13 protein-coding genes are annotated in these 15887 nt (G+C 75.7%); 10 read left to right on the forward strand and 3 right to left on the reverse strand.

Annotation, left to right across the window (positions count from 1 at the left end; all coding sequences use genetic code 11):
- The first annotated feature begins 27 nt into the window (after positions 1-27).
- The 6 genes from ACZ47G_RS16275 (at position 28) to ACZ47G_RS16300 (ending at position 7592) form a co-directional block, all read left to right on the forward strand.
- Positions 28-906 carry an amidohydrolase family protein gene (locus ACZ47G_RS16275; RefSeq protein ID WP_465743073.1) on the forward strand — a complete coding sequence of 293 codons (879 nt, stop codon included), beginning with the start codon at positions 28-30 and terminating at the stop codon, positions 904-906.
- Positions 903-2192 (forward strand): nickel-dependent lactate racemase, encoded by a 1290-nt coding sequence (larA, locus tag ACZ47G_RS16280; protein ID WP_465743075.1) that lies wholly within the window; start codon positions 903-905, stop codon positions 2190-2192. The genes ACZ47G_RS16275 and larA overlap by 4 nt, the downstream gene beginning before the upstream one ends.
- A gap of 61 nt (positions 2193-2253) precedes the next feature.
- Positions 2254-2934, forward strand: a complete 681-nt coding sequence (gene larB, locus ACZ47G_RS16285) for a nickel pincer cofactor biosynthesis protein LarB (RefSeq protein WP_465743077.1) — start codon at positions 2254-2256, stop codon at positions 2932-2934.
- Entirely contained in the window at positions 2931-4121 is a 1191-nt protein-coding gene (gene larC, locus ACZ47G_RS16290) for a nickel pincer cofactor biosynthesis protein LarC (RefSeq protein ID WP_465743079.1), read from the forward strand. Before larB ends, larC begins: the two co-directional genes overlap by 4 nt.
- Entirely contained in the window at positions 4118-4981 is an 864-nt protein-coding gene (gene larE, locus ACZ47G_RS16295) for an ATP-dependent sacrificial sulfur transferase LarE (protein WP_465743081.1), read from the forward strand. Before larC ends, larE begins: the two co-directional genes overlap by 4 nt.
- Position 4982: 1 nt before the next feature.
- Positions 4983-7592, forward strand: a complete 2610-nt coding sequence (locus ACZ47G_RS16300) for a glycoside hydrolase family 95 protein (RefSeq protein ID WP_465743083.1) — start codon at positions 4983-4985, stop codon at positions 7590-7592.
- A 157-nt stretch (positions 7593-7749) separates the two neighbouring features.
- On the opposite strand, the gene ACZ47G_RS16305 is transcribed toward ACZ47G_RS16300, so the two are convergent.
- The gene (locus ACZ47G_RS16305; RefSeq protein ID WP_465743172.1) at positions 7750-8394 is read right to left on the reverse strand and encodes a putative adhesin; all 645 of its coding nucleotides are present in this window, start codon (positions 8392-8394) and stop codon (positions 7750-7752) included.
- A 383-nt stretch (positions 8395-8777) separates the two neighbouring features.
- Entirely contained in the window at positions 8778-9503 is a 726-nt protein-coding gene (locus ACZ47G_RS16310; RefSeq protein ID WP_465743085.1) for a TioE family transcriptional regulator, read from the reverse strand.
- A 93-nt stretch (positions 9504-9596) separates the two neighbouring features.
- Here ACZ47G_RS16310 and ACZ47G_RS16315 point away from each other — a divergent pair, with 93 nt between their 5' ends.
- Positions 9597-10772, forward strand: coding sequence for an erythromycin esterase family protein (locus ACZ47G_RS16315; RefSeq protein WP_465743087.1), 1176 nt, complete (start codon positions 9597-9599; stop codon positions 10770-10772).
- A 266-nt stretch (positions 10773-11038) separates the two neighbouring features.
- Here ACZ47G_RS16315 and ACZ47G_RS16320 read toward each other — a convergent pair whose 3' ends face one another.
- On the reverse strand, positions 11039-11161 hold the full coding sequence (locus ACZ47G_RS16320; protein WP_465743089.1) for a hypothetical protein: 123 nt from the start codon (positions 11159-11161) through the stop codon (positions 11039-11041).
- A 318-nt stretch (positions 11162-11479) separates the two neighbouring features.
- Between ACZ47G_RS16320 and ACZ47G_RS16325 the strand changes: the two genes are divergently transcribed.
- The 3 genes from ACZ47G_RS16325 to ACZ47G_RS16335 all read left to right on the forward strand — a co-directional run bounded on the left by ACZ47G_RS16325 (position 11480) and on the right by ACZ47G_RS16335 (position 15760).
- Positions 11480-12580: a PP2C family protein-serine/threonine phosphatase gene (locus ACZ47G_RS16325; protein WP_465743091.1), complete on the forward strand. Its 1101-nt coding sequence runs from the start codon at positions 11480-11482 to the stop codon at positions 12578-12580.
- A 475-nt stretch (positions 12581-13055) separates the two neighbouring features.
- Entirely contained in the window at positions 13056-14459 is a 1404-nt protein-coding gene (locus tag ACZ47G_RS16330) for an MFS transporter (RefSeq protein ID WP_465743093.1), read from the forward strand.
- A 41-nt stretch (positions 14460-14500) separates the two neighbouring features.
- Complete coding sequence (locus tag ACZ47G_RS16335; RefSeq protein ID WP_465743095.1) at positions 14501-15760, forward strand: condensation domain-containing protein; 1260 nt, start codon at positions 14501-14503, stop codon at positions 15758-15760.
- Positions 15761-15887: the final 127 nt, after the last annotated feature.

A 15887-nucleotide genomic window follows, 5' to 3' on the forward strand; every position in this document is an offset into this window, starting at 1 on the left:
CCACCACTGACCGAGGAGCGATCGCGGGTGAGAGTCGACGCGCACCACCACGTCTGGGACCTGGGCCGGCGCCCGCAGACCTGGCTCGACGAACCGGGGTCGGCGGCCATCCGGCGTGATTTCGGGATGGCCGACCTCGCCCCCCACGTCCGGGCGGCCGACATCGAACGCACCGTTCTGGTGCAGGTCCTGCCGGACCTGGCGGAGACCCGGGAGTTCCTCGCCCTGGCCGCCGTCGAGCCGTTGGTCGCCGGCGTCGTCGGCTGGGCGGACCTCACCGCGCCCGACCTCGCCGACACCCTGGCCGACCTGCGGCAGGGGCCGGGAGGCGAGCACCTGGTCGGCATCCGGCACCTCGTCCAGGGCGAGGCCGACCCGGGCTGGCTCGGCCGCCCGGACGTCCGGCGCGGACTGCGCGCCGTCGGCGCCGCCGGCCTCTGCTACGACCTGCTCGTCCTGCCCCACCAACTCCCGTGCGCCATCGAGGCCGTGCGCGCCCTCCCGGACCAGCCGTTCGTCCTCGACCACCTCGCCAAGCCGCCGATCGCGCGCGGCGAGCGGGAGCCGTGGGCGGGCCGACTGCGCGAACTGGCCGGTGAGCCCAACGTCTTCTGCAAGCTCTCCGGCCTGGTGACGGAAGCCCGCCGGGATGCCTGGAGCGTCGCCGGTCTCCGCCCCTACGCCGAGACCGCCCTGGAGGCCTTCGGGCCCGACCGGGTCATGTTCGGCTCCGACTGGCCGGTCTGCCTGCTGGCCGCTTCCTACGAACAAGTCGTCGACGCTGCCGCCGAGTTGACGAACGGACTGCGGTCGCACGAGCGCGCCGAGGTCTTCGGTGGCACCGCGGTGCGCGCCTACGGGCTGCGCGAGCCGACGTCGCCCGGTGCCGGGAAGGAACCGATATGAGGGTGCGACTCGCCTACGGGGAGACCGGGCTCGACATCGACGTCGACCCGGCCGTCACCACCGTCGTGGAGCCGCTGCACCACCCGGGCGCCCCCGACGGGACGGCCGCGCTCCGGGAGGCACTGCGCCGGCCGGTGGCCGGTCCGCCGCTGCGGGAACGGGTCGAGCCGGGCCAGACGGTGGCCATCTCCGCCTGCGACGGCACCCGGCCCCAGCCGCGCCACCTGATGATCCCGGCCGTCCTGGCCGAGCTGGAGGGGATCGTCCGGCCGGAGGACGTGGTGATCCTGGTGGCCACCGGCACCCACCGGGGCAACGACCCGCACGAACTGCGGCGGATGTTCGGTGACGAGGTGGTCGACCGGATCCGGATCGTCAACCATGACGCCCGCGACGACGACCAGCTGGCCTGGGTGGGCCGTTGGGGCGACGACGTCCCGGTCCGGCTCAACCGGGAGTGGGTGGAGGCGGACGTCCGGATCACCACCGGCTTCGTCGAACCGCACTTCTTCGCCGGCTTCTCCGGCGGCCCCAAACTGGTGGCCCCCGGGCTGGCCGCCCTGGAGACCGTGCTCGTCCTGCACGACGCCAAGCGGATCGGCGACCCCCGCGCGACCTGGGGCACCACGCACGGCAACCCCGTCCACGACGACGTCCGCGCCATCGCGGCGGGCACCGGAGTCGACTTCGCCCTCGACGTAGTCCTCAACCGGGACCACCGCATCGTCGAGGCCTTCGGCGGCGACCTGCTGCCCATGCACGCCGCGGCCACCGCCGCCGCCCGCCGGATCGCGATGCGCCCGGTCGAGCGACGCTTCGACGTGGTGGTCGCCACCAACGCGGGCCACCCGCTCGACCAGAACCTGTACCAGTCGGTCAAGGGCATGTCGGCCGCCCACACGGTGGTCCGGCCCGGCGGGCTGATCGTCTGCGCGGCCGAGTGCCGCGACGGCTTCCCCGACCACGGCTCCTACCGCGAGGTGCTGGCCTCCGCGCCCTCCCCGCAGGCCCTGCTCGCGGAGATCGAGGCCAGGCCGCGGACCGTGCCCGACCAGTGGCAGGTGCAGGTCCAGGCCCGGATCCAGTCCTCCTGCCGGGTGGTGATGCACACCTCCCACCTCAGCGACGCCGAGCTGGCGACCGCCCACCTGGAGCAGACCGCCGACATCTCGGCGACCGTGGCCGAGGCGCTCGCCGCCGCCGGCCCGGACGCCCGGGTGTGCGTCCTGCCGGAAGGGCCGATGACGATCCCGTACCTGCGACCGGCCGCAGCGGCGACGCCCTGACGCGCGCGCCCGAGCCCGCCCCGCCGTCCCCGAACCACAGCCCCGCGAGGAGCAGCGCCCCATGCACCCCACCCGCGTCCACGACCTCGACTTCGCCCAGGTGGACCTCGGCCGCGAGCAGCGCCAGGGACTGCCCGAGGTCGTCTACGGGCCGGGCAAGACACCCGCCCAGATCTGCGCCATCGTCACCGCACTGCTGCGCGGCAACACCGGGCCGGTCCTGGTCACGCGGGTGGACGCCGAGACCGCCGCCGACGTCCTCGGCCACGTGCCAGGAGGCTCCTACGACCTCCTGGCGGGCCTGCTGGTGTGGCGCCCGGCCGCGCCGAACGGCTTCACCCTGACCGTGGTCTCCGGCGGCACCTCCGACTGGCCGGTGGCCATCGAGGCGGCCGCCGTGGCCGAGGCCGTGGGACTGGCCGTCAGCACCGTGCACGACGTGGGCGTGGCCGGCCTGCAGCGCGTGCTCCGGGTCCAGGAGCAGCTGCGCGAGAGCGACGCCGTCGTCGTCGTGGCCGGGATGGAGGGCGCCCTGGCCAGCGTCGTCGGCGGGCTGGTCGGCTGCCCGGTGATCGCCGTGCCGGTCTCGACCGGGTACGGCGCCTCCCTGGAGGGGGTCACCGCGCTGCTGGCCATGCACGCCTCCTGCGCGGCCGGGCTCACGGTGGTCAACATCGACTCGGGCTTCGGCGCGGCGATGGCCGCGCACCGGCTCGCCTGGGCGAGGAGCCGGCGCTCGTGATCTGCTGGATCAACCCGTTCACCGGCCTCGCCGGCGACATGCTCCTCGGCGCGCTGCTCGACGCCGGCGCCCCGCTGGAACAGGTCCGGGCCTCGATCGGCACGACCGGCCTCACCGGATGGGAGCTCGACGCCGAGCGGGTGACCGTCCACGGCCTCACCGCGACCAGCGCCCGGGTCCGGGTGACCGACACCGCCACCGAGCGGCGGGCCGCCGAGCTAATGGAGCTGGCCGCCGCGGCCCGCCCCGCGCCGGTGGCCGCGCTGAGCACCGCGGCGCTCACCGCGATCGCCCGCGCCGAGGGCCGACTGCACGGCGTCGACCCCGCCGAGGTCCACCTGCACGAACTCGGCGGCCACGACGCCCTGGTGGACATCGTCGGCGTCGCCGCCGCGCTGCACGCCCTCGGTGTCACCGAGGTGGTCTGCGCGCCACTGCCGCTCGGCACCGGCCGGGTCCGCGCCGCACACGGGCTGCTGCCCTGCCCGGCGCCCGCCACCCTGGAACTGCTGTCCGGGGCCACGGTGACCGGCACCGACCTGTGCGGGGAGACCGTCACCCCGACCGGTGCCGCGCTGCTGCGCGCCACCGGCGCCCGCTACGGCCCGCCGCCGACGATGACGCCGGTGACGACCGGCTACGGCGCCGGCACGCGCGTCCTGGCCGACCGCCCGAACGTGGTGGCCGTCACCCTGGGCCGCCTTCCCCCGACGGTCGGGGGCTCGGGAGTCGAGGCCGTGGTCACCCTGGAGACCAACCTCGACGACGTCACCGGCGAGACCCTCGCCCACACCATCGCGCGAGCCCTGGACGAAGGCGCGCTCGACGCCTGGACGACCCCGGCCGTGATGAAGAAGGGCCGGCCCGCCCAGGTGCTGCACCTCCTCGTCCGACCGGAGAGCGCCGAGCGGCTCCGCGAGGTGGTGCTCGCCGAGACCGGCACGCTCGGCGTGCGGCAGACCGTCCAGACCCGCGTCGCGGTGCACCGAACGACGCGCGGCGTCGAGATCGACGGCGTGCCGGTACGGGTCAAGCAGGGCCCCTTCGGCTCCAAGGCGGAGCACGACGACGCGGCGGCCGCGGCCCGGCGCACCGGCCTGCCACTGCGCGTCGTCGCCGACCGGGCCCGTCGGCTGGCCGAGCAGGAGCACCCCGACGGTTCGACGGAGAAGGGCGGAACGCCGTGAAGGGCGAATCGGGATACGACGGCACGGCGGGGGAGAAGGCCGCCGCCCTCCTGTCGACCGTCTGCGCGATCGGTCCGCTGGCCGTCGCCTACTCCGGCGGCGCCGACTCCGCCCTCGTGCTCGCGGCCGGCGTACGGGCGCTGGGACCGGACGGCGTGCTCGCCGTGACGGCCGTCTCGGAGAGCCTGGCCGCCGGCGAACTCGGCGCCGCCCGCGCCCTGGCCGGGGACCTCGGCGTGGCCCACCTGACGCCCCGCACCGGGGAGTTGAACCGCCCCGGGTACCGGGCCAACGGCCCGGACCGCTGCTACTTCTGCAAGTCCGAGGTCCTCGACACCATCGCGGCCGTGGCTGGGGAGCACGGCTTCGGCACGGTCGCCACCGGGACCAACGCCGACGACGCGGCCGACCCCTTCCGACCGGGCATCCGGGCCGGCCACGAGCGCGGCATCCGCACCCCGCTGCTGGACGCGGGCCTGACCAAGGCGGACGTACGGGCCGTCAGCCGGCTGTGGTCCCTGCCGACCTGGGACAAACCCGCCACGCCCTGCCTGGCCAGCCGCATCCGCTACGGCATCCCCGTCACCCGGCACCGGCTGGCCCGCGTCGACCGCGCCGAGGCGGCGGTGCGCCGGGCACTCCACCGGGCCGGGCTGCGATCCGAGCAGCTGCGGGTGCGCGACCTCGGCGACACGGTCCGCGTCGAACTCACCACCGAGGTGGCCGCCGCGGCCGCGGAACTGGCCTCGATCCCGGAGGCCGTGGCCGAGGCGGGCTTCGGCGCGACGCCCGCCGTCATCGACGGCTTCGTCTCCGGCCGGCTCAACCACGAGCGGCCTCCCGCGACCGAGGAGCCCTGACGTGCGAACCCACCCTTCCGGGCGGCGACCGCCGCGACAGCGCCGCTACCGCCCGCTGACCCCCTTCTTCCGGCCCGACCACCCCCACGACGAGTCCCGCCAGGCCGACGATCGGATGGACCCCGTGTTGACGGACGACCAGCAGCCCACCGCGGAAACCCTCTGGTACCGGCGCCCCGCCGACGACTTCCTGACGGCGCTGCCGCTCGGCAACGGCCGGCTCGGCGCCATGACGTACGGAGGCGTGCGCACCGAGCGGATCGAGCTCAACGCGGACACCCTGTGGTCCGGCGGACCGGGCCCGCGCGACCGGGCGGGCGCCGCCGAGCTCCTCCCCGCGCTGCGGGCGGCGGTGCTGCGCGACCGCGACCTCGCGGGCGCCCACGCGATCGCCGCCACCCACTTCACCGGGCCGGACACCGAGGCGTACCAGCCGCTGGCCACCCTGCTGCTGGGCTTCCCCTCCTCCGGCCAGAACGGCCAGGACGGCCAGGACGGCCAGGGCGACCCCGCCGACTACCGGCGGGAGCTGGACCTCGCCGAGGCCGTGCACACGGTGTCGTTCACCGCCGGAGGCGTCCGCTACCGGCGGGAGGGCTTCGTCTCCGCCCCGGCGGGCGTGCTGGTCGTCCGCCTCAGCACGGACACCCCCGGCGCCCTCTCGTTCCGGGTGGGCCTGGCCACGCCCCACCCTGCCCCCGGCCCGGCCGTCGAACCCGGCACCGCCACCCTGTCGGTCCACGGGCGCGCCCCGGTGCGCCTCACGCCCGGTCAGGACGAACCCGCCGAGTACCGGGCGGACGAGGGCACGGGCTTCGCCGCCGCGGTACGGGTGCGCACGGCGACCGGGCAGGTGAGCACCGGCGAGGGCACGATCGACGTGACCGCCGCCGACGAGGCGGTGCTCCTGGTCGCCGTCGGCACCGGGTACCGCGACTGGCGGCGGCGCCCCGACGGCCCCGGGACCGCGCTCGCCGAGGCACGCCGCCGCCTCGACCTCACCGACGGACAGCACTACGACCGGCTGCGCGCCGACCACGCGGCCGACCACCGGCGGCTCTACGACGCGGCCGCACTCCGGCTCCACGACCGGGCGAACGCGACGGCTGACGCGGACACGGACCCGGACGCGGAGGCGGCGGCACGGCCGACCGACGAACGCCTCGCCGCCGCGAACGCCGGCGCCGCGGACCCAGGACTCGCGGCCCTGCTGTTCGCCTACGGCCGCTACCTGCTGATCGCCTCCTCGCGGCCCGGCACCCAGCCCGCCAACCTCCAGGGCATCTGGAACGAGCACCTCACCCCGCCCTGGAACTCCGCCTGGACGTCGAACATCAACCTCCAGATGAACTACTGGCCCGCCGAGACCACCGGCCTCGCCGAGTGCCACGAGCCGCTGTTCGACCTCGTCGCCGACCTCGCCGAAGCCGGGCGCTCCACCGCGCGGGCCTACTACGGCGCGCCGGGCTGGTGCTGCCACCACAACGTCGACCTCTGGCGTGCCACCAACCCCGTGTCGGGGGACCCGGTCTGGGCCCACTGGCCGATGGCGGGCCCGTGGCTGGCCGCCCACCTGTGGGACCACCACCTCTTCCACGGGGACCGGGCCTTCCTCGCCGACCGCGCCTACCCGGTGCTGCGCGAGGCGGCCCGCTTCCTCACCCACCTGCTGGTCGAGGACGCCGACGGCACGCTGGTGACCTGCCCGTCCACCTCGCCCGAGCACCACTTCCGGCTCCCCGACGGCACCCTGGCGGCCGTCGACGCCGGCTGCGCCATGGACCACTGGCTGGCCGCCGAACTGCTCGACAACACCGTCACGGCCGCCCGCGAACTGGGCGTCGACCACGGCCTGGCGGAGGAACTGGCCGCCGTCCGGGCCCGGCTGCGGCCCCCCGCCCTCGCCGCCGACGGGCGGCTGCTGGAGTGGCGGGACGACCTCCCCGAGGAGGACCCGGGCCACCGCCACCTGTCCCACCTCTACGGCCTCTACCCGGGCACCGCCGTCGACCCGCTCGGCCTAGGCGACGACACCCTGCTCGACCCGGCCCGCCGCGCCCTGCACCGCCGGCTGGAACACGGCGGGGGCGGGACCGGCTGGAGCCTCGCCTGGGTTGCCGCGCTCGCCGCCCGCCTGGGCGACGGTGCCCTCGCCGGGCACGCCGTCGAGCGTCTGCTCGCCACCTCGATCGCGCCCAACCTCCTCGACCTGCACCCGCCCCGGCTGTTCCAGATCGACGGCAACCTCGGCATCACCGCCGCCATCGCCGAGACGCTGCTGCAGAGCCACAACGGCGTCCTGCGGCTGCTGCCCGCCCTGCCGCCGTCCTGGCCGGACGGCGACGTCCGCGGGCTGCGCGCGCGGGGCGGGCTCACCGTCGGCCTGAGCTGGCGCCACGGTCTGCTGACCGGAGCCGAGCTGCGCGCCACCCGGGACGTGACGTTCGACCTCCACCTGCCCGAGCGCGGGGGCATCCCCGTCCTCACCGACGAGGCGGGCAACCTGGCCGAGGCGGCCGCGGTCCCGGGGGACACCCGGCGGCTGCGGCTGCGCCTCCCGGCGGGCGGCTGCCACCGGCTCTCCTACCCGGGGCCGGACGTCGGGCACTGACCGCCCGGTGCCAGGCCCTGTCCGGCCGATCTTGCCGGGCCCGCGCTGATCCGCCAAGATCGGCTGGACAGGACCTAGTGGTGCGGTGGGGGCGGAGGCCGTCACGCCGGTCGCCGCCGCGCCGTCCCCGCGGGCCTGACCTGCTGCCGCGCGGTCGCTACTTCTTCCTGCGGCGTTTGGGCGGTTCCTCCGGTTCCGGGCTCGGGGTCCTGGGTGTGGTGCGCATCATCACCGTGTAGTTGCGGTGGACGAAGAGCCGGTCGATCTCCGAGACGCTGGAGGAGCCCACACCGCAGCAGGCGTAGTGGATCGTCAGCGGCGGGGCGTCCTCGCTCTGGTCCTCGCGGGCTTCGAGGAGTTCCTGCACCTTGTCCCGCAGCGTGCCGGCATCGACCGAGACCGCGCCATCGGCCAGGTGCTTGGCGTCGAGGGGCATCAGTTTGTAGTTGATGACCTCCTCGCCCGCGCGGAAGGTCTTGGGGTAGTCGGGCGGCATGGGCTTGCGCTTGTTGTTGTTCCCGACCAGTTCGAGGTCGTCCGTGGTCGGCGGGGTGCCGGACTCGACGAGATTGGCCACCTCGTTCTCCAGCCACGCGCCGGGCGGGGCGTAGACGACGAGTTCGACGCCCGCAGGCACCGTGAAGGTGGCCTTGAGCGCCCGGCTGCGCGGGTTGTCGGGGTTCTTGGGCAGGCGCTGGTTGTCGCCGAACCGCCCGTGTCCACTGATCACGGTCGAGGCCTGCCCCTGCTGTTCGTCCGTGCCGGGCATCCGCTGGACGGCCGGCGCCCGGGTGGCGAGCATCCGGCCCACGGCGGCGTTCCCGATCGACCCCTGAAGGATCGACAGGGGAGTGGACCGCGACGGTGCCGCGGATGCCGGGGATGTCGCGGGCCGCGGCGTTCTACGGCTCGGACGGCCTTGCTGCGCGTGCATGGGGTCGCTCTCCTCGGTCCGGGATGCACTCGGGACACGGTCAGGGGGCGACGATAGGCCCCGAGCGCGGCGATGGACAGGGCGCGGCGGCCATAACCGGGGACAAGCGGGTCTGCCCCCGGAGCCCCGGTCGCCCCGGCCGCCGGGGCGACCGGGGCGACCGGGGCGACCGACCGGGCAGTGTTCGGGCGGGACGTCGGACCGCCGACCTCCCGCGCAGCGGGTGGGACCGCGTGGGGCTCCGCCGTCCGTCAGAGCTGCGACTGGCCGCCGTTGCGTGGACCGCAGTGGACCGACAGGTAGGCGTCGAGCCGGGCGGCCGCGGTGAGCATGGCCCGGCCCCGGGCGGTGAGGTGCCGCTGCCAGCCGTCGAGGGCCTCGGCGAGCGAGTCCGTGCCGCCCGCCGTGCGGACCTGCCGGACCACGGTGGCGATGTGGGCCAGCGGGTAGCCGCCGCGCCGCAGCAGGTGGGCGAGTTCGGCGTCGCGGGTGTCGTCCGGGCGGTAGGAGCGGTGGCCGGTGGCGCGGTCGCGGGCCGGGGCGAGGACGCCGGCGGCCTCCCAGCTGCGCAGGGTGGCGGGGGTGAGGCCGAGCCGGTGGGCGAGTTCGCCGATGCTGAGCGGGTCGGGCGCGGTGGGCGCGGCCGGTCGCCGCTCGGCCGTGAGGTGGTCGACGGCCCGGTGGACGGCGGCGAGCGTCTCCCGGTCGCGCAGCAGCTGGGCGTGGCCCCGGTCGACGGCGGTCAGCGCCTCGTCCGGCCGGTCGGCGTGCACGGCGGCCATCACCAGGCCCGCGGTCGGGTGTCCGAAGGCCGGGACGAGGGCGAGGAAGGCGCGCAGGGCGGCGGCGTGCCGCTCGGTGTAGACCCGGTACCCGCTGGGGGTGCGCTCGGCGGGCGGGAGGAAGCCGTCGCGCTCGTAGTTGCGTACGGCCTGGGTCGAGATCCCGTGCTCGCGGGCGAGGTCGGCGGGGCGCACGGCGGTGACCTCCGGTTTGAGACTTCTCGGCGGAATCGCCGGGCTGAGACGCCGAAAGTCTCAACCGTTCTTTCAAGGATACGCTTGAGGTCCATGAGTCAGGACATCCGAGACTTCCACACCCCCTCCTGCGAACTGCTGGCGCTCGGCGAGCCGACGCACCAGGAACCGGCCTTCGGGCTGGTCCGCAACCGGCTGTTCGCCCAACTCGTGGCACAGGGCTTCCGCTCGATCGCCCTGGAGACCGACCGGGTGGCCGCGCTCGCCGTGGACGACTACGTCCGGCACGGCGCGGGCACCCTCGACGCGGCACTGGCCGAAGGCTTCACCCACGGATTCGGCGCCCAACCGGGAAACCGCCGACTCCTCACCTGGATGCGGGAGTTCAACCGCGACCGGGAAGCCGGTGAGCAACTCGCCTTCCACGGCTTCGACATCCCGACCGAGAACACCACGGCCCCCAGCCCGCGCCGCTACCTCGAACACGCCCGTGACTACCTGCGACTCGACCTCGACATCGCCGCGTTGACGGGGGAGGACGAGCGCTGGGAGCGCGAGGAGGCGATCCTGGACGCCGCCGCCTCACCCGGGGCCACCCCGGAGGCCGAACGGCTGCGCCGCACCGCCGACGACCTTCTCAACCAACTCTACGTCCGGGCACCGGACTTGATCGCGGCCGGCTCGCACACCGAGTGGCTCCGGGCCCGGACCCGGCTGCAGGCCGGACTCGGACTGCTGCGCTACCACGCGCAGTCGGCGGTCCAGGGCCTCGGGACGAGCGCCCGGATCTCCGGCCTGATCAGGATGCGGGACGCCCTGATGGCGCAGAACCTGCTCGACATCCGCGAGATGGAGGCCCGGCGCGGCCCGACCCTGGTGTTCGCCCACAACCGGCACCTCCAGCGGAACCCGAGCGCCTGGTCGCAGGGGGAGCTGGACTGCGGCTGGAACGGCGCCGGCCACATCGCCGGCTCGCTGCTGGCGGAGCGCTACGTGTTCATCGCCGGGAGCCTCGGGCGCAGCACGGCGCTCGGGCTGGGCGAGCCGGCCCCGGGAACGTACGAGGCACCGCTGCAATCCCCTTCCTGCGACTGGCGGTTGACGACCCCACCGGTCTCGGGCACAGCCGAGACCCGCACCGACACCACCCCGCGCCAGGGCTACTTCCCGCTCGACCCGGAGACCCTCGACGGCGCGGCCGCAGTGCTGCACATCGCCGACGGAGCGGCCGCAGTGCTGCACATCGCCGACGGCGCGGCCGTGGTGTAGGGCCTGTCCGTCACGGCCCCGGGTAGGCGGCCCGCAGGTGGGCGACCAGGGCGGCGGTTCCGGCGGCGGTAGGGGGACCGGGGAGCGACGATCGGCGGTGGGAGCGGCGCGGGACCGGACCGGCCGTTGGCGCCGGCCGATCCGGTCCCGGGTCCTCGACTCCCGCGCCCTCGGCGCCGTCAGGGGTGCCCGTCCGATCCCGGTGCGCGGCCGGAGACCGGAGGTGAGGGGCCGGGGGTGGGGAGTCGAAGGTCGGTGGCCGGTGGTCAGAGGGGGTCGCAGTACCGCGCGAACGCGGCCTCGGTCGCGGCGCCGGCCAGGCCTCCGACGGCGAGTCCGACCACGGCCCTGGCGGTGGCGTGCGTCTTCACGAGTGCGTTCGGTCGCATGAGTGCCCCCTTCTGCGGTACCCGCGTCGCGGGTTGATCCGCATGGACATGATAACCATGCGGGCGGCGGCGGGTGCGTACGGATCGAACGACGCGGACGGCCGGGGCCTCGGCTCCGCCGGCCGATCGCCGGGGCTTCGGGGCCGGGCCGCCGCCCGCGCCGTGCCGGACGAGCCGTCCCCCGGTGGCCGCGGTGCATCCCTGGCCGCCCGGCGGGACCGCCGTTCCCGCCATCTCGCGCGCCCCGCTGCCGCCCGTGCCTACGATCGGTGCAGAGCGGGGGGAGAGAGCGGGGGCGAGACGGAAGCCAGGTAGCCGATGGCCCCGAGGTCCGTGCAGTGGCCGCCGTACGTGCGGGTCGCGCCGTGGTTGCTGATCGTCGGCGGGCTGGTGTGGAACTCGCTGGATCCGACCGACTACTGGGGCGATCCGATGCTGGCGGCGGCCGCCGTGCTGTCGGGTGCGCTGCTGACGTTGCGGGACACCGTGGCGGTGGCGCTGGCGAACGTGACCGGGATCCTGGTGCTCTCGGTGCGGGACGGGTCGATCGGGACCCAGGACGGCTACCTGGAGCTGGTGAACACCGCCTTCGCCGCCCTGCTCGGGATCGGGGTGAACCGGGTGGTGGCCCGGCAGGGGCGGCGGCTGGCGCGGGTGCGGTCGGTGGCGGAGGCGGCGCAGCGGGCGGTGCTGCCGGAGCCGCCGGGGCTGGTGGCCGGGCTGGAGGTGGCGGCCTGCTACCGGGCGGCCCAGGACGAGGCGCTGATCGGCGGTGACGCGTACGCGCTGCAGGCCACGCGGTACGGGGTGCGGGTGCTGATCGCGGACGTGCGGGGCAAGGGGCTGCACGCGGTGGGGGCGGTGTCGGTGCTGCTGGGGGCGTTCCGGGAGGACGCGCACCGGGAGCCGGACCTCGGTGCGCTGGCGGACGCGTTGGAGCGCACGCTGGCCCGGGAGAGCGCGCAGCTGAGCGAGGAACTGCGGCTGGAGGGGTTCATCACGGCGCTGCTGGTGGAGTTCCCGCCGGGGGAGGCGGTGGCCCGGACCCTGGACTGCGGTCACCCCGGGCCGTACCTGCTGGGCGACGGCGGGCCGGCGGTGTGCCGGTGGGACGCGGCCGATCCGGGGCTGCCGCTGGGGATGGGCGGGCTGGGGATGCCGCGCCCGGCGGTGGAGACCAGGCCGTTCCCGCCGGGGTGCACGCTGCTGCTGGTGACCGACGGGGTGACGGAGGCGCGGGACGCCGCGGGGGAGTTCTACGACCCGGTGCGCGGGCTGGCCCCGCTCGGGCCGTTCGCCGGGGCGCGGGCGGCGGTGGAGGCGCTGGTGGCGGACGTGGCCCGGTGGACGGGCGGCCCACGGGACGACGACATGGCGGTGCTCGCGGTGACCCGGCGCGGGGGCGACGAGGGGGCGTGAGGGGGGCGTGAGGGCGACCCCGGACCGGGCGTGCGGGAGCGACGAGGGGCGTGAGGAACCCCCGCCGGGCCGGTTGCGGTGAGTGGTCGACCGGCCACCGAGAAGCAGCCCGCAGGGCCCGTTAGCGGCTCCGAACGGTCACGCCGATATCACGATGGGGTTACGGAAGGCAGGTACCTCATGGATTCCGGCCAAGTTGAGCGGTCGGCTCCGGTGGCCGGAAAACGGGCGTCCGGATAGCGGACGGTGAAATGGACTCCCTGGTCATGGGCCCGGCCGGACGTCCCGGTGGGCCGTGATGCCTTGGCGGACGGGCCGGGGCGGGCGCGGGCCGGATCGACGCCGGGGCATAAGGGCCCGTAAGCGAGGTGCAAGGGGCCGTTCCGGCCGTGGCGGGATCCGGCCGACCCCAGGTTCGTCCGGAAACGGACCAGGTGCTTGCCCTGTGTCGAATGTGTGACCGAGAGTCGCATCGATGAACGAGAAGCCTCACCCCCGCCAGGCCCGTCTGTTCGGCCACCGCGACTTTCGGCTCCTGCTGACCGGAGCCGCGGCGGCCCAGACGGGCAGTCAGGTCACGCTGGTAGCCCTGCCGCTGGTGGCGGTGGTGGTGCTCGACGCCACCCCGTTCGAGGTCGGCCTGCTGACCGCGGCCGAGACCGCCGCCTTCCTGCTGGTCGGCCTGCCGGCCGGTGCCTGGCTGGACCGGATGCGCAAGCTCCCGGTGCTGATCCGCGCGGACGTGGTGCGCTGCCTCGCGGTGGGCTCGATCCCGCCGGCGGCGGCGTTCGGCGTGCTGACCATGCCGCAGCTCTACCTGGTCGCGCTGATCACCGGGGTGGCCACGGTGTTCTTCGACGTGGCCCACCAGTCCTTCCTGCCCGCCGTCCTGCCGCGTGAGCGACTGGTGGCCGGCAACGGTGCGCTGGAGACCGTACGGTCCTCGGCGCAGATCGCCGGGCCGGGCCTGGGCGGCGGGCTGGTCCAGCTGCTCGGCGCGCCGCTGGCCATCGTGGCCGACGCCTGCGGCTACCTCGCCTCCGCCCTGCTGCTCGCCCGGATCAAGGTCGAGGAGCCCCGGCCCGAGCCGGAGCCCGGGCGTTCGCTGCGCGCCGAGGTGGCCGAAGGCGTGCGCTTCGTACTCGGACACCCGCTGCTGCGGGCGATCGCCGCCGCCACCGCGACGTCCAACCTGTTCGCCGCCGTGCTGATGGCCGTCCAGACGGTGTTCTGGGTGCGGGTGCTCGACCTGTCGCCCGGGGCCATCGGCGCGCTGCTGTCGGCCTCCGCCGTCGGCGGGCTGGCCGGTGCGCTGTGCGCCGGGCAGCTGTCCCGCTGGGTCGGGCAGGCCCGGCTGATCTGGCTGGCCACCGTGGTGAGCGCACCGTTCGCGCTGCTGTGGCCGCTCGCCGCCGGCGGCTCGGGCGCCCTGCTGTTCGGCCTCGCCTCCGGCGTGGTGCTGTTCGGCGCGGTGGCCTACAACGTCGCCCAGGTGAGCTTCCGGCAGAGCGTGTGCCCGCCCGAACTGCTCGGGCGGATGAACGCCACCATGCGCTTCCTGGTGTGGGGCACGATGCCGATCGGCGCCCTCGGCGGCGGGCTCGTCGCCGACTGGGCCGGCCCGCGCGCCGCGCTGTGGCTGTGCGCGGTGGGCTTCCTGCTGGTGCCGGTGCCGCTGCTGCTCTCGCCGCTGCGCCGGATGCGCGACCTGCCCACGGCGCCGGCCGAACCCCGGGCCGTGGACGGCGAGGACACCCAGGACGCCGCCGGCGCCGAGGACTCCCAGGACGCCCAGGACACCCGCGACGCCCAGGACACCCACGACGCCCAGGACGAGGAAGCCGCCCGGCACCCCGCCGCGAGCCCCACCGCCCCCTGACCCCCCGACCCGCGCCGACACCGGAAACCGGAGACCGTTCCGTGCACGCCAGCATCACCGCCGCCTACCTCGCCCGGTACCGCTCCGCCGCCGCCGACTCCCCGGTGGAGCTGCTCCCGCTGACCGGCGCCCAGCGGCGGTTCCTGATCACCCGCCGACTCGCGCCGCTGACCCGCTCCGACGTCGCCCCACTGTTCTTCGCCTACCCGGGCGGCACCCTCGACCTGGCTCGGCTGGGCCGGGCCGCCGCCTCCGTCGCGGCCGGTCACCCGGCGCTGTGCGGCGCCTTCGCGATCGTGCGCGGCACGCCCGTCCTGCGCACCGGTGGCCCCTCGGTCGAGGTCGCCCGGATCCCCGTCGCCCCCGGCGGCAGCACCCACACGGCGCTGCGCGAGGCGCTGCTGGACTGGCCCGTCGACGGGCCCGCGCTGCGCCTGCTGGTGGCCCGGGAGCCGGACGGCGGCGAGGAGTTGCTCGCCCTCGCGCTGGATCACGCGGCCTGCGACGAGCAGTCGCTCGGGGTGCTGGTCGGCGAGCTCACCGAGGCGTACCGGCGCGACGAGGAGCCCGCGCCCGGTCCCGCCGCGCAGGCCGTCGCCGACTTCCGGGAGGCCGTGGAGCTCCAGCTGGCCGCCGAGGAGTCCGCCGCCGGGCCCGCCGCCCAGGCCCACTGGGGGCGCCGGCTCGGCGGCATGGTCGGGGCGGGCGGCGGCGCCGCGACGGTCACCGGCATGCTCACCGAGCGGCTGCCCGCCGTCGAGGCGGCCGCCCGCAGCGCCGTCTTCCCCGCCCTGCTGGACGCCGTCGGCGCCGCCGCCCGTCGGCTGCACCGCGCGGACGGCCCGCTCGCGCTCGGCTACCCGTGGGGCGGCCGCCCGCCCGGGGCGCCCGCCGTGCTCGGATGCTTCCTCAACACCCTGGTGCACGCCGTGCCGACGCAGCCCGCCACCGACCTGGAGGCGCTCTGCGACGACTGGTGGGACGACCTGGACCACGCCGGCACGCCGTTCGACGAGGTGGTCCGGGCCGCCCGCATCGCAGGGTCCCCCTGGTCGGGCGCGCTGGACGCGATGCTCACCTTCGAGGACCTCCAGCGCCGCCCGGCGCTGGTGCTCGGCGGGGTGCCCGGCCGGGAGGTCCACCTCGCCGGACGCCCGCTCGCCGCGCCGATGGCCGTCTCCGCCTCCCACGGCGACGAGCTGACGGTGCGCCTGGCCTGGGACAGCGAGCGCTTCCCGGCCGCCGACGCCGAGGCCTCCTTCGCCGACCTGCTCGCCGTCCTGCGCCGCCACCTCTTTTAGGCCCGATCCTCCCAGTCCTCCAAGCCCGCGTCCTCCAAGCCCGCGTCCTCCAGGCCCGTGTCCTCCAAGCCCCGCGGCCTCCGGCCCCGCTCCGGCTCCGGCCGCCCGAGACCACCGTCCCCCGACG

Source organism: Kitasatospora sp. NPDC030952, from assembly GCF_055571335.1.